The organism is Amycolatopsis sp. lyj-90 (assembly GCF_046549035.1).
GTDB lineage: Bacteria > Actinomycetota > Actinomycetes > Mycobacteriales > Pseudonocardiaceae > Amycolatopsis.
In genome coordinates this window covers 386,220-404,851 of record NZ_JAJPWP010000006.1, presented here as the reverse complement: position 1 = coordinate 404,851, position 18,632 = coordinate 386,220, and the positions used below count along the sequence as shown (strand labels likewise).

Here is an 18,632-nt window from a genome sequence, read left to right as displayed (position 1 = left end):
TTCAAAGCGTGTCCTGAAAGCCCCTTTCCTGACCCGTCAGGCGAGCTTCTCCCACAGGAATTCGAGCATCAGCGCCCATTTGAACGCCAGCTGCTCGTTGTCGGCCGCCGCGCCGTGCCCGCCCTCGATGTTCTCGTGGTAGCGCACGTCGTGCCCCTGCTCCAGCATCCGCGCGACCATCTTGCGCGCGTGGGCGGGATGCACCCGGTCGTCCCTCGTGGAGGTGACGAACAGAATCGGCGGGTAATTCTGTCCACTGTGGACGTTCTGGTACGGCGAGTACTTCCCGATGAAGTCCCATTCCGCCGCGTCGTCGGGGTCGCCGTACTCGGCCATCCACGACGCGCCCGCGAGGAGCTTGTGGTACCGCTTCATGTCCAGCAGCGGCACCTGGCACACGATCGCGCCGAACAGATGCGGGTAGCGCGTGAGCATGACTCCCATCAGCAGCCCGCCGTTGCTGCCGCCCTGGATCCCGAGCCGGGACGGTTCGCTGATGCCACGCTCGACGAGGTCGGCGGCGACGGCCGCGAAGTCCTCGTAGACCTTGTATCGCTTGGCCTTGGTCACCGAGGTGTGCCAGTCCGGCCCGTATTCGCCGCCGCCGCGGATGTTCGCGACGACGTAGGTGCCGCCGCGCGAGAGCCAGCCGCGGCCGATCACGCCGCTGTAGCCGGGGGTCAGCGAGACCTCGAAGCCGCCGTACCCGGTCAGCAGCGTCGGGCCGCCTTCCGCGCCCGAGGGACGGACGACGAAGTAGGGGATCTTCGTGCCGTCCTCGGACGTCGCGAAGTACTGCGAGACCGTCATGCCTTCGCTGTCGAAGAACGCAGGAGCGCGCTTGAGGACCTCGACGTCGCCGCCGACGTGCCCGTAGCTCAGCGTCGACGGCTGCGTGTAGCCGCTGGAGTCGAGCAAGTACTCGTCACTGACGTCGGGATCGGTGCCGGTGATCTGCGCGGTGCCCAGCTCCGGGGCGCCGGCGAGGGGCTGGGAGCTCCAGCCGTCCGAAGGCGTGAGCACGCGCAGTTCGGTCCGGACGTCGGACAGCGTCGAGAGCAGCAGGTGGTTGTGCGTCCAGGCCCAGTACTCCAGCGACGTGTGGGCGTCGGGGGTGAAGAGCGTCGTGAAGGTGCGCTCGCCCGCCATGAAGGCGTCGAACCCGGAGGCGAGCAGGGTGCCGGACGGATAAGTGGTGCCGTCGACGGTCCAGTCGGAGCGGAGCCGGATCAGCAGCCATTCGCGGTGCGAGGACGTCTGCGCGTCTTCGGGGACCTCGATCCGTTCGAGCCCGCCGGGCGTCCGGACGTACCGCTCCGTGCGGTAGAAGTCGATCGACCGGTAGGCGAAATCGCGCTCGTATCCCTCGGTCGGGTCGTGGTGGGCGGACACCGAGACGTCGTCCGGTTTGCCCTCGAAGATCACCGTCGCCTCTTCGAGCGGGGTGCCGCGCCGCCATTCCTTCGCCAGCCGCGGGTAGCCCGAACTGGTCAGCGACCCCGGACCGAAATCGGTGCCGACGTAGACGCGGTCGCGGTCGATCCAGCCGATCCGGGTCTTGGCCTCGGGCACGGAGAAGCCGTCCTCGACGAAGCGGCGCTCGTCGAGATCGAACTCGCGGACCACGGTCGCGTCGGCGCCGCCGCGCGACAGTTCGACCAGCGCGCGCTGGTAGCCCGGCCGGAGGACGGCCGCGCCCTGCCACACCCAGTTCTCGCCGTCGGCCTCGGCCAGCGCGTCGACGTCGAGCAGGAGCTCCCACTCCGGCGTGTCGAGCCGGTACTGCTCGAGGGTGGTGCGGCGCCACAGGCCGCGGGGGTTGGCCGAGTCCTGCCAGAAGTTGTACAGGTACTCGCCGCGGCGCCGGATGTACGGGATCCGGTCGTCGGCGTCGAGCACCTCGCGGACCTCGTCACGGATCCCGGCGAACCGCTCGCCGGTGGACAGTTCCGTCAGGGCCTCGGCGTTGCGGGCTCGCACCCAGTCCAGCGCGTCTTCGCCGGTCACGTCTTCCAACCACAGGTACGGGTCCTCGTCACTCATGCTGACAGTCTCGCCGGGGCCTCCGTCCCGGCGCCACCAGGTGTCCGTTTCCGGCGCGTGTCTTCGCTGACCTGCTTCTCCTCCGTATGCTGGAGACTCGCACGCCCGAGGGAGACCATGACCGGCATCGACGAGGTATCCGGACGGCCCGTGCCGTCGCCGCCTCGCCCCGAAAACCCCCGTAACACGGGTACGGCCGTGATCGGCCTGCTCGTCGTGGCCGCCTTGACCGCCGCCGGGATGGCGATGGCGGGCGGACCGCGGAAGATCGACGGTCAGGCCCTTCCGGCGTCCGGCGCGTTCACCTCGGAAGGGGCCAAGGCGCCCGCCGGGACCGCGAAACCCGCGCCCAAGGAGGTGCGGGAACTGGAAACGAACCCGCTGCTGGCCGAAGGGGTCGTGCTCGGCGCGGTCACCTGCCGCCTGCCGGCGATCAGCCGCGACCCCGTGAAGCTGGAGACGTACTACAAGACCTTCGCCTCCTGTCTCGCCGAAGCCTGGAAACCGGCGTTGGACCAGGCGAACGAGCCCACGCTGACGGCGACCGTGCAGGTGACGCTGCCCGAGACCAGCGCGTGCGGGAAGGTGCCCAGCGAGACCGAGGCCGTCGCCTACTACTGCGGCGGTGACACCACGATCTACGCGCCGACCGAGTGGATGCTGAGCGACGCGGGCCTCGAACGGTCCCGTCATCTCGCGACGATGGCCCACGAGTACGGGCACCACGTCCAGCGCTCCAGCGGGATCCTGTCGGCGGCCGCGGAGAAGATGTCCTCGCCGGAGGAGGACTCCCCGGCCGACAAGGAACTGGTCCGCCGCATCGAGCTGCAGGCGAACTGCTTCGGCGCGCTCGCCGTCGCGGCGGCCGCCGGACGCGGGTCCATCAGCACCTCGCTGGCCAAAGCCGCGCTCGACGACTACGGCAACACCGACGACAGCGACACCCACGGAACCCGTCGCAACCAGCTGAAATGGGCGAAGGCCGGGTTCTCCGGGAAGACGACGGCGTCGTGCAACACCTGGGCGGCGCCCGCTTCGGAGGTAGCGTGACCGACGACGTGATGGCCGAGATCAACGTCGGCCTCCAACTGCACATCTCCGGCGACCGGGCCGGTGCCCGCGAGAAGTTCGCGGCGCTGTGGGAGCGGATCGGCGAGGACGGCGATCCGCTGCACCGGTGCGCGCTCGCGCACTACATGGCCGACGTCTGCGACGATCCGGCCGACGAACTCGCCTGGGATCTCCGCGCGCTCGCGGCGGCCGATTCCCTGACCGACGAACGCGCCAAGGAGTACCACGCGACCCTGGCCGTCCGCGGGTTCTACCCGTCGCTGCACCTCAACCTCGCCGAGGATTACCGCAAACTGGGTGATCACGGGGCCGCGAAGGCCCAGTGGGAGCTCGGGCGGGCGACCCTCGGCGCGCTCGGCGACGACGCCTACGGCGCCGGGATCATCGAGGCGTACGACGCGCTCGCGACCAGGCTCGGCATCGAAACGGACTCTCCGGACTTTCGCGCACGGCGGTGAGGCCATAACCTGGAGTGACTCAGGTCACCCATCCGGGAGGAGCGCGTATGCGGATTTCCGATCTGTTGCGGAACAAGGGGGCGGCCGTCGCGACCGTCTCGCCGGAGACGAACGTCACCGAACTGCTCGAGAGACTCGCGGAGCACAACGTCGGGGCGCTCGTGGTCGTCGATGACGACGGCGGGATCGTCGGGATCGTCTCCGAACGGGACGTGGTGCGACGGCTCAACGAGCGCGGACCCCAGCTACTCGACGGATCGGTGGCCGCGATCATGACGAAGCTGGTCGCCAGCTGCACCCCCGAGGACTCGGTGGATCAGCTGTCGGTCCTGATGACCGAACGCCGGATCCGGCACGTCCCGGTCCTGGTGGACGGCAAGCTCGCGGGGATCGTGAGCATCGGCGACGTCGTGAAGACGCGGATGGAACAGCTGGAGAAGAGCCAGGAACAGCTCGAGGCGTACATCTCGCAAGGCTGAGCCGGAGGGCCGTTCCCGGGCAGCCGTCCGGGAACGGCCCTTTCGCGTCCCGGCTAGCCGATGGCGCCGTCGAGGGTGAGCGCGGCGTCGATGAGCCCGAGGTGGGTGAACGCCTGCGGGAAGTTGCCGAGCTGCTCCCCGGTCGGGCCGATCTCCTCGGCGTACAGGCCGACGTGGTTGGCGTAGGTCAGCATCTTCTCGAACACCAGCCGCGCCTTCTCCGGATACCCGGCACGGGCGAGGGCGGTGACATAGCCGAACGTGCACAGCGAGAACGTCCCCTCGTCACCGCGCAGGCCGTCGGGGGAGGCGCTCGGGTCGTAGCGGTAGACGAGGCTGTCGGTGACCAGGTCCTTCTCGATGCCGGCCAAGGTCGCCAGCCAGCTCGGGTCGTGCGGGGTGACGAAACCGACGTCGGCCATGCGAAGGAGTGACGCGTCCAGGGAGCTGGAACCGTAGCGCTGGACGAAGGCCTGCTTGAGCGGATTCCAGCCGTGCTCCCAGATCTGGTCGTACACGCGATCCCGTTCGCCGCGCCAGGAATCGAGCGCGCAAGGCTGGCCGTGCGCCGTCGCGAGGCGGATGCCGCGATCGAAGGCGACCCAGCTCATGAGCCTGCCGTAGGTGAAGTCGGCCTTGCCCTCCCGTGTCTCCCAGATTCCCTCTTCCGGCTGATCCCAGTTCGCCGCCAGCCAATCGAGCAGGCCCGCCAGCGCTTTCCAGCCGTCGTGCCCGATCTCGGCGCCCCGCCGATCGGCCTGGTACACGGTGTCGAGCAGTTCGCCGTAGACGTCGAGCTGGAGCTGGCCTGCCGCGGAGTTGCCGATCCGGACCGGCACCGAGCCCCGGTACCCGGTCCAGTGCGCGAGCGATTCCTCCAGGAGATCCGGTGAGCCGTCGACGCGGTACATGATCTTCAGCCCGCCGTCGCCGCGCAGGTGGCGTTCCCGGAGCCAGCCGGCGAAAGCGACCGCTTCGTCGGTGAAACCCAAGGCCAGCAAGGAAGAGACCGCCAGCGACGCGTCCCGCACCCAGGTGTAGCGGTAGTCCCAGTTCCGTTCGCCGCCGATCTGCTCCGGCAGGCTCGTGGTCGGCGCGGCGACCATCGCGCCGGTCGGGGCGTAGGTCAGCAGCTTGAGGGTGATCGCGGACCGGTCGACCATCTCGCGCCAGCGTCCTCGATACGTCGACTGGTTCAGCCAGTCGCGCCAGAAGCCGACGGTGTCTTCGAAGGCCTTCTCGATCTCGGAGACCCGGGTCGCGCGGGGTTCCCCGCCGTCCGATTCGAGCACGAAACCGCGGACCTGCCCGGTCTCCAGGGTGACCGAGCCGTAGACGCCGCCTTCGATGACGTGGGCGTGGGCCAGCCGCGGATCCCCCGGTTCCCGGACCGCGTGCAGGGTCAGGGCGAACTGCCCGCTGTCGAAGAGCACGCCGTCCGCGGTGACGGTGGTGGTGTGCGGCCGCCGCGCGTAGTCGAAGCGCGGGACGACGTCCACGGCGAACTCGACGTGCCCGCGCACGCAGCGGATCATCCGGACCAGCCGGTGACCCTGGCCGGCGTGTGGCCCGGTCGCCGGGCGCATGAAGTCGATGACCTCGCCGGTGCCCAGCCTGGTCATGAACCGCGTGATCAGGACGGCGGTGCCGGGGAAATAGAACTGGCGCGACGTGTACGGCTCGCCGACGGGCCGGATCCGGCAGTGCCCGCCACCGGGATCCAGGAGCGCGCCGAACACGCTCGGGGAATCGAAGCGGGGACAGCAGAACCAGTCGATCGCGCCGCCGGTGCTCACCAGCGCGGCGGTCTGCAGGTCGCCGATCAGCCCGTGGTCGGCGATCGGTGCTTGGTGGTGGGTCACGCGAAACTCCTTGCCGGAAGGGGTTTTTCGACCAGCCTGACCCGGCGGCGGAGAGCTGGCGTCACCCCGGCCGGATGACTTCCCGGCCGCACTGGCGCTCATCCGTCCGAGGTGATGTGCGCACCCCCGCCGCCGCTGTGCGATGGCCACCGTCAGATCACCCATTTCAGAAGGGACGGTGAGCCGTGGACACGTTGACCATCTGGTTGTTCCGCTCGGCCGACGGCGCGGACGGCGCGGCGGAGACGGTGAAGGGCTTGGCGAAGAACCAGCTCATCTCGGTACACGACGCCGCGACGGTGTCGTGGCCGGAAGGGGCGTCCAAGCCGAAACTCCGCCAGTTGCGCAACCTGGCGGGCCGTGGCGCGCTGAGCGGCGCGTTCTGGGGACTGCTCTTCGGCCTGATCTTCCTCGTGCCGCTGCTCGGGGCGGCCCTCGGTGCCGCGGCGGGCGCTTTCGGCGGGTTGACGTCGGACTACGGCATCGACGACGACCTGATCAAGAGGGTCAGGGGAGAGGTCACCGAAGGCACGTCGGCCTTGTTCCTGCTCAGCTCGGGCGCGGTCGTCGACAAAGTGCGGGACGCCTTCACCGGCGAAAACGCGCCGGAGCTGATCTTCACGAACCTGAGCGCCGAACAGGAGCAGGCCTTGCGCGAGAGCTTCTCGATGGAACTGGAACAGCAGACCGCCGAGGCTCCGGGAACGGGGCCGAAATGAGCGCGCAGTGGGGTGCCGAAGCCGATCTCGCCGACTCCCGGCAGGGAGAGCGCCGGCCGGCCTGGGCCGGATGGATCGTCTTCGCCAGCGTGGTCATGCTCATCCTCGGCGTCTTCGACGTCATCGCCGGGATCGTGGCCCTGTTCCAGGGCGGCTACTACATCTCGGGCCCGGAATACGCCCTCGTCCTGGACGTGACCGGGTGGGCGTGGGCCCATGTGGTGGGCGGTGCGCTGGTGGCGGTCTCCGGTGGCTTCCTCCTCACGGGCGCGATCTGGTCGCGGGTGGTCGCGGTGCTCTTCGCGGCCGGGAACGCGGTGACCCACCTGGTGTTCCTCTCGGCGCATCCGGTGTGGTCGATGATCGTGATCGTCCTGTGCGTGACGGTCATCTGGGCGGTCCTCGTCCACGGTGACGAACTACCGGATCGTGGGTTGTGGTGACGGAACAGCCCACCTCCCGAACACCACGAGCGCTCGCCGTCCTGCTCGGGGCGGCGGCGATCGTGGTCGGTGTCGCGGGGGTCAAAGCGGTCGCTTGGCTGGCGGCGCCGACCTTGCTGGCGCTGGTCATCGTGATCACGCTCAGTCCCGCGCACGGCAGGCTGCGGCGTCTCGGTTTCCCCCGCTGGGCGGCGACGGCGGCGCTCGTGGTGTTCGTCTACGGGATCCTCATCTCCTTCTGTGTCGCGATGATCGTGTCGGTGGCGCAACTCGCGGCGCTCCTGCCGCGCTACGCCGACCGGATCACCGCTCTGTACGCCGAAATCGCGGGTGTGCTGGCGAAATTCGGTGCCGGGCCCGCCCAGTTGCGTGATCTCGTCGCGTCTCTCGATCCCGGCAAGCTCGTCTCCTACGCCGGTGCCCTGCTCGCCGATCTGACCGGTGTCACCACGAGCCTGGTCTTCCTGCTGGGGCTGTTGCTGTTCCTCAGCGCGGAAACGGCGGACATCGACGGCCGCATCGCCGGGATCGCGGGTGAGCGGGCGCGGACGGCGGAGGCGCTGCGCGACTTCGGCCGCCGCGTCCGGGTGTACCTGGTGGTGACCACGGTCTTCGGGCTCGTGGTCGCCGCGCTGGACGTCCTCGCGCTGGTGGTGCTCGGCGTGCCGCTCGCGCTGTTGTGGGGACTGCTTTCCTTCGTCACCAACTACATCCCGACGATCGGTTTCCTGCTCGGCCTCGCCCCGCCCGCCACGCTCGCGCTCCTCGACGGCGGCCTGCCGGTGATGCTGGCGGTGGTGGTGGTCTACGTCGTGCTCAACTTCGTGCTGCAGTCGCTGATCCAGCCGAGGTACGTCGGCAACGCCGTCGGGCTGTCGGCCACGGCGACGTTCGTCGCGCTGGTGTTCTGGGCCTGGGTGCTCGGACCGCTCGGGACGCTGCTTTCGGTACCGGCGACCCTGCTCGCGCTGGCCGTCCTCGTCGACGACCCCGGCCGCAGCTGGGTCACGGCGCTGGTCGGTTCGCCCCGGCGGGGACCGGAGGGCGGTCAGGACAGGATGAGCACGACGAAGAAGAGGCACGCCACGATGTTCAGCAACCAGCCGTGGTCGTTCGTCCAGTCGCGGACGGCGGGCATGACCCGCGCCGCGCGCCGCCGGAAGAGGAGGTAGGCCAGGAGCGGCAGGGCGGCGAGCAGCGTGGTGGCCGAAAGGAACGGGACCGCCGCGCCGAAACCCGCCCCGCCGCGGCCGAGGTCGAGGCCGACGGCGCACATCACGACGATGTCCGACGGAAAGAACGCGATGAGCAGGAATCCGGTGCGGAATCCTCGCCGCGGACCCGCCGTCATGAGCGATCCCAGCCATTTCGGCGGTTCCGCGGTTTCGCGGTGTGCCCAGTTCCGGATCGCGATTCCCAGCAGGAGCGCCACCAGCCCGAATTGGACGATCGCGTAGAGGGAACCGTCCGAACCGGAAACGAGGGGATCGGGCGGGAGAAGCCCCGCCAGCCAGGTGGTGAGCGCGGTCCCCGCCGTCGCGGCCGTGGCGACCCCCGCCACGAACGCGAGCGAGGTCGGGACGGCGCGTTTCGTCGTGATCAGGATCAGCGCGGACACGAACTGCGGTCCGGCCATCATGGTGATCGCGAGCGGGAGCACCGTGAGCGAGCCGTCCGTCATTTCCGTGACTCCCGTCCGAGGCCGTTCGACAGCGAATCGCGTTGCCCGCCACCGGTGTCCCGACGGCGACGGGCAACGCTCGCGCGGCGGTCCACCGCCGGAGCCCGAGGCTTCGTGATTCGCGATCTCCAGAATGCGCCGCCACGACAAGGAGTTCTTCCTTCGTGGCGGGTGAAAACGAGTGCCGGGTTTCGTCACCCACGGCGAGAAATCCTTTGTTTCAAACACTCTTCGCTACGAGTGTCACCCCGACTCACCCGCCAGGGAGGAGGTGACCGCCGCGCGGGGTGAGCAAGATCGGTCCCCTCACTCGTTCTGGGGAATCGAAGGGAGACAATCGGTGAGCACTGAGCCGCGTCGTCGGTCCAGAGCCAAACTCGTCCTGACGGCACTGACCTTCGTGCTGGTCCTTTCGGCGCAACCGGGGGAAAGCGGGGCATCGGGAAAGGCGGACGCCGTCCTTTCCGGTCTCGCCTTCGCCATCAGCGGGACTTCCCGCGTTTTCGCGTTCGTCTGGCACGTCCTTTCCAGTGCGGCGATGTCATGCGCCGGCCGGTGACCCGCGTCGAAGGCACCCCGGCCCACGGCGGGGAAACCGTCGTGGTGCCGTCGCCGAAACTCGCCCCGCCGCCACCCGCCTCCGACGTTCTCGAACGGGACCGTCTCCTGGACGTCCTCGATCAGGCCACCTCCGGCGAAGTCCCCAGTGTCACGCTGCTCAACGCGCCGGCGGGATCCGGCAAGACCGTGCTGCTCGGCAGCTGGTTCCGGCGGCGGGCGCGACAGCACGCGACCGGTGAGCATCGGGCGTGGATCTCCTTGGACGCCAATGACAACAAGGTGTACACGCTGTGGTCGTCGATCCTCCGCGCGTTGTACCGGAGCGCCGGGGAGAGCTCGATCCCGGAGACAGTGCTCCTTCGGGACGCTTCCGCGCACGAATACGTCGGCGCGTTCATCGACGTGTGCGCCCGGCTTCCGTGCCCGGTGATCCTGGTGCTGGACAACGCACACGAATTGTCCGCACCGGACGCGGTGAGGAACGTGAACCTGCTGCTGCGCTATCTGCCGCCGGGAGTGCGGGTCGTCATCGCGACCCGGTTCCCGCCCCCGCTGATCCTGCCCCGGATCCGGCTCGAAGGGCGGCTACGGGAGATCACCGCGCACCAGCTGAACTTCACCGAGGAGGAGACCGGAAAGCTGCTCGCCGGGCAGAACCTCGCGCTGACACAGGCGGATCTGGACGAGATCTCCACCCGGACGGAGGGCTGGGCGGCGGGGCTGCGGTTCCTCACCCTCGCGCTGGCCGCCACGCCGGACACCGGTGCGGCGATCCGGGCCTTCACCGGTGACGACCGGCTGCTGGCCGAATATCTGGGCGGGGAGATCGTCGGCCCGCAGCCCGCGCACGTCCGCGAGTTCCTGCTGAGCACGTCGGTGTGCCCCGACATCAGCGACGAACTGGCCACCCGCCTGACCGGGCAGGAGAACTCCGGGCAGATCCTGTACACGCTCACCCGCACCAACGCGCTGGTCACCCGGCACGGCCCTCGTTACCGGTGCCACCCGCTGCTGCGCGGCTACCTGCGCGCGGAGCTGAACCGGCGTCACCCCAGGGCCCACCGCAGGCTCCACCGGTCGGCGGCCGAATGGTTCACCGACTCCGGCGACGTGCTCGCGGCGTTGGAGCACGGTATCGCCGCGCAGGACGACGAGCTGATCACGCGGTACATCCAGCGGTTCGGGCTGCGGACCGTCCTCGACGGACACGGGGCCCGGTTGCACGCGCTGCTCGGCGCGATGCCGGAGCACATCCTGGCCCGGCCGCAGGTGGCGCTCATCGCCGTCGTCGCCGCGCTCGACGTCCACGACCTCGTCGCGGCGGACCGGTACCTCGGCAGGGGCGACAATTCCGCCCAGTCGCTGCGTTCCGGGCGGCTGCGCGCGCTGAACGCCGTGGCCGTCCTCTACCGGGCGAGGTACGGCGGGCAACTGGACAAGGCGCTCGCGGAACTCCGCGCCACGAGCGCGGGTGACACCGGCGACGTCGACCTCGACCTGCTGGCGCTGGCCACCCAGGGGACCGCGTCCTTGTGGCTGGGCGACCTCCCCGGCGCCATCGGTGACCTGGAACGCGCGCTGCGGATGGCCACGCTGGAGCGGCGCGACGCCGTCCGGCTGCATTGCGAGATCCACCTCGCGGGGATCGCCCGGGTCCAGGGCGATCTCGGCGGGCTGGCCGTGCACACCAGCGCCGCCCTCGAACTGGCCCGGTCCCGCGGCTGGACCGAGACTTCGCGGACCGCGTTCCTGTACGCCGTGCTCGGGATGGCGGCCTACCAGCGGCTGGACCAGGAGAGCGCCCGCCGGTTTTCCGCGCTGGCGACCAGGCTCTCGCCCGCGGTCGTGGACCCGGCGGTGGAGCTGCTGACGGTGACCCTCAGCGCCGCCGTCGAATTCGGTCTCGCGGCCGATCCGCACGCCGTCGTCGAAACACTGCGGGGTCACCGCAAACGGCTCGCTGCCGAACCGGTCGCGCCCTGGCTCGTCGCCTGCACGGCCCCGATCGAACAGCGACTCGCCCTGCGCGTCGGGGAACCCACCTGGGCGATGGACGTGACAGAACGGCATCGGCACCTGCTCGCGCCCTACGCGGAGCACGCGCTGCTGAGCACTCTCGTGCACCTGCACCGCGGCAGGACCGGTGCCGCGCGCCGCCGTCTGCAGCCGGTCATCGAGCGGCAGACCAGGCCGCTGGTGGCGCACACCCTGATCGAGAGCTGGCTGCTCGAAGCGGTTCTCGCCGATCAGGCCGGTGAACGGAACCAAGCCCACAACGCCGTCGGCCGCGCGCTCGACCTCGCGGCACCCCAGCAGGCGCTGCGGCCGTTCCACGACGCGGGCAGGCACGTCCGGGAACTCCTGGTGAGCGGGGCCGGGAGGTTCGGGCGTACGGAAGAGTTCGCGAGCACCGTCCTGCAGTCCTTGCCCGCCCACCCCGGGGGCCCGGTCGACCCGCTCACCTCACGCGAGCTTGAACTCCTCACCGAGCTGCCGTCGATGCGCACCACCGAGCAGATCGCCGATTCGCTCTTCGTGTCGGTGAACACGGTCAAGACCCACCTTCGCGGCATCTACCGGAAGCTCGGCGTCAACCACCGCAGGGACGCCGTCGTCGCCGCGCGACGGCGCGGCCTGTTGTAGGTCCCGCAGCCCGACAGCGTCGTCGGGCCTTTCCGGCTACTCGCGCCACCCCGACAGCTCGACACCCTTGGCGACGTCCACCCGGTACCCGAGCGTCACGACGCCCTTCGCGCCCGGAGCGAGCGTCAGCCGCCAGGTGATCTCGCCCAGCTCGGTCCGTTCCACCGGATCCGGGACGGCGCGGACGTCGCGAACCGTGATCGCCTCGTCGCGAGAGACCGGCGCCTGGTCCAGCACGGTCACGACGGCTTCGCGCGGGCTGTGGTTGACGATCGTCGTGGTGTAGGCGGCCTCCCGCTTGCGGACACCGGACAAGGCCGCCTTGCTCGCCGTGCGGTGCGAGAGTTCCCGGTCGATCCGGATCCGGTCGTCCACGCCGAGGGCGAGTTCGAGCTCCTCACCCGGTGCCCAGACTTCGAGCCGTGTGGTGCCGACGAACTCCGTCTCGTGGAACACGGACGCCTTACCCGGCCGCAAGGTGTGCTCCGACGTGTTGACCACGGTGGCCCGCAGGAACGCCTCCGGTGACCGGGCCGGGGCGGTGATGTAGCCCAGCTTCGCGGTCAATTCGAGGTGTGCCAGCGTCGTGCGGTGGCCCTGCGCTCCCGAAGGCACCGCCACCGGGCGTCCCGGCCGGTAGGTGACCGCGGTGGCGCCCTCCTCGGCGGACGCGGTGCGCACCGCCATCGCCGGGGCGGGCGCCGCCAGGTTCCGGAAACCCGCCGCTTCCGGCATCCCGCCGCCCGCCGGTGACGCGCTGCCGTACGCGGCCCGCGCCATCACCGGTTCGACCGGGCGCACGCGGTCGAGGAACCACGGATCGAGTTCCGGTACCTCCACGGTGTTCGCCGGGCGCGCGGTCGAGAGCGCCAGCTCGCATTCGGGCCAGTCCTCGCCGGTGTGCTGGGTGATCCGTCCGTACCAGGTCACCGAGACGTCCTCGCCGCGGACGCGGACGTCGTAGCCGGGCTCCCAGCTCGCGTTCGCGACCACATAGGACAGTTCGAGCCCGATTTCCGCGCCGTCCTCCTGGCTTTCCAGCTCGACCGTGACCGTCGCGCTGTCCACTTCGGACTGACCCTGTTTCGCCTGGATCTCCCGGTCCAGCGCGCCGAGGTCGTCGCGGAGCGCGGCCAGCCGGATGCCGAGTTCGCGGCGTTTCCCCAGCGCCTCGGCCAGCTGCGTGCCGAGCGCGTCGGTGACTTCGGCGACCCGGGGCGGTTCCGCCGTGCCCGCCGCGAGCGCCTTCGCGAAACTGCCGCCACTCCGCTTCGCCACGCCGGTCAGCAGGTCGACCTTCGCGCTCTCCGCGGCGACGGCGTCGGCGACCTCGTCGACCGTCGCCTGGTCGGCCCGCCGCCGCTCGGTCAGCGCGCGCAGGGACGCGTCCGCGGGCGCGGGGTGGCGCTCGACGGCGACGTCGACCCCGGCGATGACCGCCGGACCGGAACCCGTGACACGGACCGAATCGCCGTCCAGATTCCACGGCAACCCGGCGAAGCTGAACCGCGTCTCGTTGTCAAGGCGTGCCGACGCCCGTCTCGTTATCCGGGCATGGTGGGGGTAGACGGTGACGGCGACGATCGGTGCTTCCACGGTGCTCGGCATGCCCCCGACGTTAGTCTCTTGACACCTGTTCGGGGGGCCGGAAGCCTCAGCTGCGTCTTGCCCACCCGCCCTTGGGGGTCCTGTGAGAGTCGCCAGGCTCGCCGCCCTGTTCACCGCCGTCCTGGTTCTTCCGGCGACGGCATTGCCCGCCCAAGCCGACGCTCCACCGACGCCGGTCTTCAAGGACGGTCAGGCGCAACCGGTGTTCAACCCGGCGGACGTCATCCGGGAGAACGTCTGGGTCACCGCGCCGGTCGACAGCGACGGCGACGGCAAGGACGACCTCGTGCACGCCGAGGTGGTGCGGCCCCGCGCGACCCAGCAGGGGATGAAGGTCCCGGTCGTCTACCAGGCCAGCCCGTACTACGCGGGCGGCAACGACGTCGCGAACCACAACGTCGACGTCGAGCTGTACGTGCCCGGCGCCAAGCGCGCCCCCGCGGGCCCGCGGATCGCGACCAGCACCGTCGGCCCGAACGCGGCGCCGATCAGCTGGCGCTACCAGGACTACTTCACCGCCCGCGGCTTCGCCGTGGTGTACGGGGAGTCGCTCGGCAGCGGCCAGTCCACCGGCTGCCCGAGCACCGGCGACGTCAACGAGACCATCGGCGCGAAGTCCATTGTGGACTGGCTGAACGGCAGGGCGACGGCGCGTGACGCGTCGGGCAAGGCCGCCGTCGCGGACTGGAGCACCGGCAAGACCGGCATGACGGGCGTTTCCTACAACGGGACGCTGCCCAACGCGGTGGCCAGCACCGGCGTCGAAGGGCTGGAGACGATCGTCCCGATCGCGGCGATCTCCAGCTGGTACGACTACTACCGCAACGACGGCGCCGTCGTCGCGGCCGGTGGTTACCAGGGCGAGGACGCGGACGTGCTCGCCGACTACGTCTACACGCGCCAGGACCGCGCCGTCTGCCGTCCGTTGATCGACGGCATCGCGGTCGACCAGGACCGGGTGAGCGGCGACTACAGCCCCTTCTGGGACGTGCGGAACTACCGCAACGACGTGCGCAAGGTGCGGGCCTCGGTGCTCGTGGTGCACGGCCTCAACGACTGGAACGTCAAGACCGACCAGGGCACCCGCTGGTACGAGGCGCTCAAGCAGCACGGCGTCGAGCACAAGATCTGGCTGCACCAGTCCGGCCACGCCGACCCGTACAGCCTCCGCCGCGACGTCTGGCTCGCCACGCTCAACAAGTGGATGTCGCACTACCTCTACGACCTGGACAACGGCATCGAGCGCGAGCCGAAGGCCACCATCCAGCGCGAGGACAATTCGTGGGTGGACGAGGCCGAGTGGCCGCTGCCCGGCACCCAGGACGTGAAGCTCTACCCGTGGCCCGGTGGCTCCTCGAAGGGCAAGCTCGACACGGGCAACGCCGTTCCGGGCAAGCCCGCCGTCGAGAAGCTGGCCGACGACGCGAGCAAGACCGTCGAACAGCTCGCCAACGCGGCCTCGTCGGGTAACCGGCTGCTGTACTCGACCACCGCGGCGAAGCAGCCCGTACGCCTTTCCGGCACCGCGAAGGCCGGACTGTCGGTGTCCTTCGACAAGCCCGCCGCGAACGTGACGGCGGTGCTCGTCGACCGCGCCCCGAACGGCACGGCCAAGGTGATCAGCCGCGGCTGGACCGACCCGCAGAACCGTCGCGACCCCGCCCGCACCGACCCGATCACCCCCGGTGAGAAGTACCAGATCGAGGTCGAGCTGGTGGCGAAGGACTACCTGCTCGCGACCGGGCACAAGATCGAGTTCCTGCTGGCCTCCAGCGATCACGACTACACGCTCCGGCCGAAGGCGGGAGCGGGGATCTCGCTCGAGCTGAACCGCACCACCGTGGTGCTGCCGGTGGCGGGCGGGAAGCCCGCGCTGCGCGCCGCCTTCGGCTGAGTCCCGGCCGGTCCGCCCCCGAATGCCACGTCCACCCGGACGTGGCATTCGGCGTTTCCGGGTGGAAAAAGCCGACCCGACCTCGGGCTTGTATGGAAAATGTATTTCCTCCGGCTTTGCTTCGCCGCGTCCGGCTTCCCCACCAGATGGAGGTCTCCATGTCCAGGTTGCGCCGCTTCGCAGCGCTCGCCGCGGCCGCCGTTCTCCCCGCGCTCGGCCTGACGCTGGCCGGTACGGCGCAGGCGTCGGCCGCCCCGAACTTCCAGGTCCCGTTCAAATGCGGGGTGACGGTCACGGCCGCGACGTTCAGCGGGCACAGCCCGGCGAACTCGGTCGACTTCCAGAAGTCGGGGATCACCGGGATGCCGGTGCTGGCCTCGGCGGGCGGCAAGATCACCCGGGTCGCCAACGAAGGCAGCACGAGCTACGGGCGCTGGGTCGAGATCGACCACGGTGGCGGCTGGACCACCCGCTACGCCCACCTGTCGACCCAGTCGGTCTCGGTCGGCCAGTCGGTCAGCCTCGGCAAGCAGATCGGCACGGCCGGGGCGACCGGCGGCGTGACCGGTCCTCACCTGCACTTCGAAGAGCGGCTCAACGGAACGGCGCAGAAGGCGAAGCTGAACGGGGTCGCGGTGCCGTACTACGGCCACACGAACTTCACCAGCAAGAACTCGTGCGGCGGCAACCCGTACGAGGCCACCGAGGTGTGCGGCAGCGGCTTCTCCGTGGTCGACTCGCAGGCGCTCGCCGGCGGTTCCGGCACGGCGTACCTGCTCTACAACGCTTCGACCAAGGCCAACTGCGTGACCACGCTGAAGGCCGTTTCGCTCGGCACCGCGTCGCCGGTGTCGGCGTTCCTCGAAGTCCAAGGTTCGGCGCGCACGACCGATTCCGGCAGCTTCACCTACTACGCCGGGCCCGTGAAGAAGACGGCCGCTTCGACCTGCGTCAAGTGGGGCGGCTCGGTCGGGACGAACGCCTACGAGAGCCCGTTCGAACACTGCGGCTGATCCCGAGGAGCCGGGCACGGTAGACCACCCCACCGACAGGATCGGCGCCCCAGGCCGATCCCGGCGACGGTTGTCCACAACGGTCCCGGCTGTCCACAGATCTGTCCTGCCCCACCCAGCGGCCCCATTCCCGCCGCAGGGTGGGGGCATGACCACATCCACCCCGACCGGCAGGACCAAGGTCGACCTGAAGGATCCGGCGGACCTGCTCGCCGCGATCCCGTACATCCTCGGGTTCCACCCCGAGAACTCCGTCGTCGTCTTCGGGCAGCAAGGGCCGGACCGCAAGCAGCAGGGCCTCACCCTGCGCGTGGACCTCCCGCCACCCGGCCTGGAGAGAGACCAGGCGCTCGACCTCGCGGCGCGGCTCGCCGCGACCGCGCACACCGGCGCCACGGTGGCCGTCGTCGGTGGAGGCGCCCCGAACCCGGCCGGGCGGCCACCACGCCGCCGCTTCGTCCGGCGCCTGGAATCCTCGCTCGCCGGATACGACATCCCGTTGCTGCACTCGCTCTGGGTGCCGTCCTTCACCGCGGGCGTCCGATGGGGGTGCTACCGCGAGAAGACCTGCGGCGGCATCCTCCCCGACCCTCGCGAGTCGGTGATCGCCGCGGTCGCCATCGGCGACGGCCGCGTCATCCGCGAGAGCAGGGAAGAGCTGGAGCGCCTCTTCGAAGCCGGTTCGGCAGAGACGCTCGCGCGGCGTGCCGATCTCCTGAACCGGCTGGCCGACCCGCCATGGGGAGACGACGCCGTCGTCGAAGGAGGGCTCGCCGAGGTCAACGCCGCACTCGCCCGTTCCCAGCGGGGTGACCTGACGCTCACCGACGATCAGGCCGTCCGACTGGCCTGGGCGCTTTCCCTGGTCGAGGTCCGGGGCGCCTGCCTGCTCACCGCGGCTCCCGCCGACTCGCCTTTGGCACGGGTCGCGGAAGATCTCTGGCTCCGTCTCGCCAGGGAGTTACCGGAGCCGGAATCCGCCGAAGCGCTGTGCCTGAAAGCGCACGCCGCCTACGCTCGCGGCGATCTCGCCTCCGCCGGGATAGCCCTGGCGAGGGCCTGCGAAGTCGATCCGGACCACAACCTGGCCAGGCTGCTGACCGCCGCGCTGGACACGATGCTGGCGCCGTCCGAAGTGGCCGGAATCGTCCTTCAACAGCGAGAGGAAGCGCCGCCCGCGCTCAGCCTCGAGCCGCTTGGCGGGACTGAGTGAACGCCCACGCGTCGGCCACGATGCCGTCGAGGTCGGTGCGTTCGGGCTTCCAGCCGAGTTCGCCGTTCGCCCGCTCGCTGGAGGCCACCAGCACCGACGGGTCGCCCGCCCGGCGCGGCGCGACCGCGGCGGGGATCTCGTGACCGGTGGTGCGGCGGCACGCCTCGATCACCTCGAGCACGGAGAAACCGGTGCCGCTGCCGAGGTTGTAGATGCGGTGCTCGCCGTCCACCGCGTGGCGCAGGGCCAGCTGGTGCGCGTCGGCGAGGTCGACCACGTGGATGTAGTCGCGGATGGCGGTGCCGTCCGGGGTCGGGTAGTCGTCACCGAAGATCTGGATCCGCTCGCGGTCCCCGGTGGCGACCTGGAGCACGAGGGGGATCAGGTGGGTTTCGGTGGTGTGCCGTTCGCCGAAGGTGCCGTAGGCGCCCGCGACGTTGAAGTAGCGCAGGCTGACGGCGGCGATGCCGTGGGCACGCGAGAACGACGTGATCGCGTGGTCGATGGCCAGCTTCGTCGCGCCGTAGGTGTTCGTCGGCTGCGTCGGCGCCGTCTCCGGGATGGGAGAGGACTCGGGCTCGCCGTAGGTGGCCGCGGTGGAGGAGAACACCAGCCGCTTCGTGCCGTGGTCGCGCATCGCCTCGAGCAGGCGAAGCGAGGTCAGGACGTTGCCCTCCCAGTACTTCGCCGGATCCGTCATCGACTCGCCGACCAGCGACTTGGCGGCGAAGTGGAGGACACCGTCGAAGCCGTCGCCGAGAAGGCGCCGCGCGACCTCGGCGGCGTCGCCCTCGACGAAGGTGGCGTCCGGGTGCACCGCGTCGGCGTGCCCGGTGGAGAGGTCGTCGACCACGGTGACGTCGTGCCCTGCCTCGATGAGGCGGGCCGCGCAAACGCTGCCCACATAACCGGCTCCGCCCGTCACCATCAGCTTCAGGGTCTTG

At 70.1% G+C, this 18,632-nt stretch carries 15 protein-coding genes and 1 pseudogene; 11 read left to right on the top strand and 5 right to left on the bottom strand.

Annotated features, from left to right (window positions below):
• Positions 1-36: 36 nt before the first annotated feature.
• Entirely contained in the window at positions 37-2,043 is a 2,007-nt protein-coding gene (locus tag ACLJPX_RS25155) for a prolyl oligopeptidase family serine peptidase (protein WP_410602228.1), read from the bottom strand.
• 117 nt (positions 2,044-2,160) lie between these two features.
• On the opposite strand from ACLJPX_RS25155, the gene ACLJPX_RS25150 reads away from it, so the two are divergent.
• The 3 genes from ACLJPX_RS25150 to ACLJPX_RS25140 are packed head-to-tail and all read left to right on the top strand — an operon-like array spanning position 2,161 to position 4,051.
• Positions 2,161-3,093 carry a neutral zinc metallopeptidase gene (locus ACLJPX_RS25150; protein ID WP_410602227.1) on the top strand — a complete coding sequence of 311 codons (933 nt, stop codon included), beginning with the start codon at positions 2,161-2,163 and terminating at the stop codon, positions 3,091-3,093.
• A complete protein-coding gene (locus ACLJPX_RS25145) occupies positions 3,090-3,572 on the top strand; it encodes a hypothetical protein (protein ID WP_410602226.1) in 483 nt (160 codons plus the stop codon). The genes ACLJPX_RS25150 and ACLJPX_RS25145 overlap by 4 nt, the downstream gene beginning before the upstream one ends.
• Positions 3,573-3,619: 47 nt before the next feature.
• Complete coding sequence (locus ACLJPX_RS25140; RefSeq protein ID WP_410602225.1) at positions 3,620-4,051, top strand: CBS domain-containing protein; 432 nt, start codon at positions 3,620-3,622, stop codon at positions 4,049-4,051.
• 53 nt (positions 4,052-4,104) lie between these two features.
• Here the strand turns inward: ACLJPX_RS25140 and ACLJPX_RS25135 are convergent, their stop codons facing one another.
• Positions 4,105-5,913 (bottom strand): glycoside hydrolase family 15 protein, encoded by a 1,809-nt coding sequence (locus ACLJPX_RS25135; RefSeq protein WP_410602223.1) that lies wholly within the window; start codon positions 5,911-5,913, stop codon positions 4,105-4,107.
• 185 nt (positions 5,914-6,098) lie between these two features.
• Between ACLJPX_RS25135 and ACLJPX_RS25130 the strand changes: the two genes are divergently transcribed.
• Genes ACLJPX_RS25130 through ACLJPX_RS25120 form a run of 3 tightly spaced genes read left to right on the top strand, consistent with a single transcriptional unit; the run spans position 6,099 to position 8,247 of the window.
• Entirely contained in the window at positions 6,099-6,632 is a 534-nt protein-coding gene (locus ACLJPX_RS25130) for a DUF1269 domain-containing protein (protein ID WP_410602222.1), read from the top strand.
• Positions 6,629-7,075: a hypothetical protein gene (locus ACLJPX_RS25125; RefSeq protein ID WP_410602221.1), complete on the top strand. Its 447-nt coding sequence runs from the start codon at positions 6,629-6,631 to the stop codon at positions 7,073-7,075. Before ACLJPX_RS25130 ends, ACLJPX_RS25125 begins: the two co-directional genes overlap by 4 nt.
• The gene (locus ACLJPX_RS25120; protein WP_410602220.1) at positions 7,072-8,247 is read left to right on the top strand and encodes an AI-2E family transporter; all 1,176 of its coding nucleotides are present in this window, start codon (positions 7,072-7,074) and stop codon (positions 8,245-8,247) included. The genes ACLJPX_RS25125 and ACLJPX_RS25120 overlap by 4 nt, the downstream gene beginning before the upstream one ends.
• Here ACLJPX_RS25120 and ACLJPX_RS25115 read toward each other — a convergent pair.
• Positions 8,190-8,711 (bottom strand): annotated as a pseudogene (locus ACLJPX_RS25115) (GAP family protein); the annotation flags it as partial. The gene ACLJPX_RS25120 and the pseudogene ACLJPX_RS25115 sit on opposite strands and share 58 nt — an antisense overlap.
• A gap of 385 nt (positions 8,712-9,096) precedes the next feature.
• Between ACLJPX_RS25115 and ACLJPX_RS25110 the strand changes: the two are divergent.
• Entirely contained in the window at positions 9,097-9,315 is a 219-nt protein-coding gene (locus ACLJPX_RS25110; protein ID WP_410602219.1) for a hypothetical protein, read from the top strand.
• Complete coding sequence (locus ACLJPX_RS25105) at positions 9,300-11,960, top strand: LuxR C-terminal-related transcriptional regulator (RefSeq protein ID WP_410602218.1); 2,661 nt, start codon at positions 9,300-9,302, stop codon at positions 11,958-11,960. The genes ACLJPX_RS25110 and ACLJPX_RS25105 overlap by 16 nt, the downstream gene beginning before the upstream one ends.
• A 36-nt stretch (positions 11,961-11,996) precedes the next feature.
• Here the strand turns inward: ACLJPX_RS25105 and ACLJPX_RS25100 are convergent, their stop codons facing one another.
• Positions 11,997-13,568 (bottom strand): DUF4139 domain-containing protein, encoded by a 1,572-nt coding sequence (locus tag ACLJPX_RS25100; protein WP_410602217.1) that lies wholly within the window; start codon positions 13,566-13,568, stop codon positions 11,997-11,999.
• 82 nt (positions 13,569-13,650) lie between these two features.
• On the opposite strand from ACLJPX_RS25100, the gene ACLJPX_RS25095 reads away from it, so the two are divergent.
• The 3 genes from ACLJPX_RS25095 to ACLJPX_RS25085 all read left to right on the top strand — a co-directional run bounded on the left by ACLJPX_RS25095 (position 13,651) and on the right by ACLJPX_RS25085 (position 17,688).
• The gene (locus tag ACLJPX_RS25095; RefSeq protein ID WP_101606423.1) at positions 13,651-15,462 is read left to right on the top strand and encodes a Xaa-Pro dipeptidyl-peptidase; all 1,812 of its coding nucleotides are present in this window, start codon (positions 13,651-13,653) and stop codon (positions 15,460-15,462) included.
• A gap of 158 nt (positions 15,463-15,620) precedes the next feature.
• Positions 15,621-16,475 carry a M23 family metallopeptidase gene (locus ACLJPX_RS25090; protein WP_410602216.1) on the top strand — a complete coding sequence of 285 codons (855 nt, stop codon included), beginning with the start codon at positions 15,621-15,623 and terminating at the stop codon, positions 16,473-16,475.
• A 148-nt stretch (positions 16,476-16,623) separates the two neighbouring features.
• On the top strand, positions 16,624-17,688 hold the full coding sequence (locus tag ACLJPX_RS25085) for a DUF4192 domain-containing protein (RefSeq protein WP_410602215.1): 1,065 nt from the start codon (positions 16,624-16,626) through the stop codon (positions 17,686-17,688).
• Here ACLJPX_RS25085 and galE read toward each other — a convergent pair.
• Positions 17,657-18,616 carry a UDP-glucose 4-epimerase GalE gene (gene galE / locus ACLJPX_RS25080; RefSeq protein ID WP_410602583.1) on the bottom strand — a complete coding sequence of 320 codons (960 nt, stop codon included), beginning with the start codon at positions 18,614-18,616 and terminating at the stop codon, positions 17,657-17,659. The two genes, ACLJPX_RS25085 and galE, sit on opposite strands and share 32 nt — an antisense overlap.
• Between the last annotated feature and the right edge of the window lie 16 nt (positions 18,617-18,632).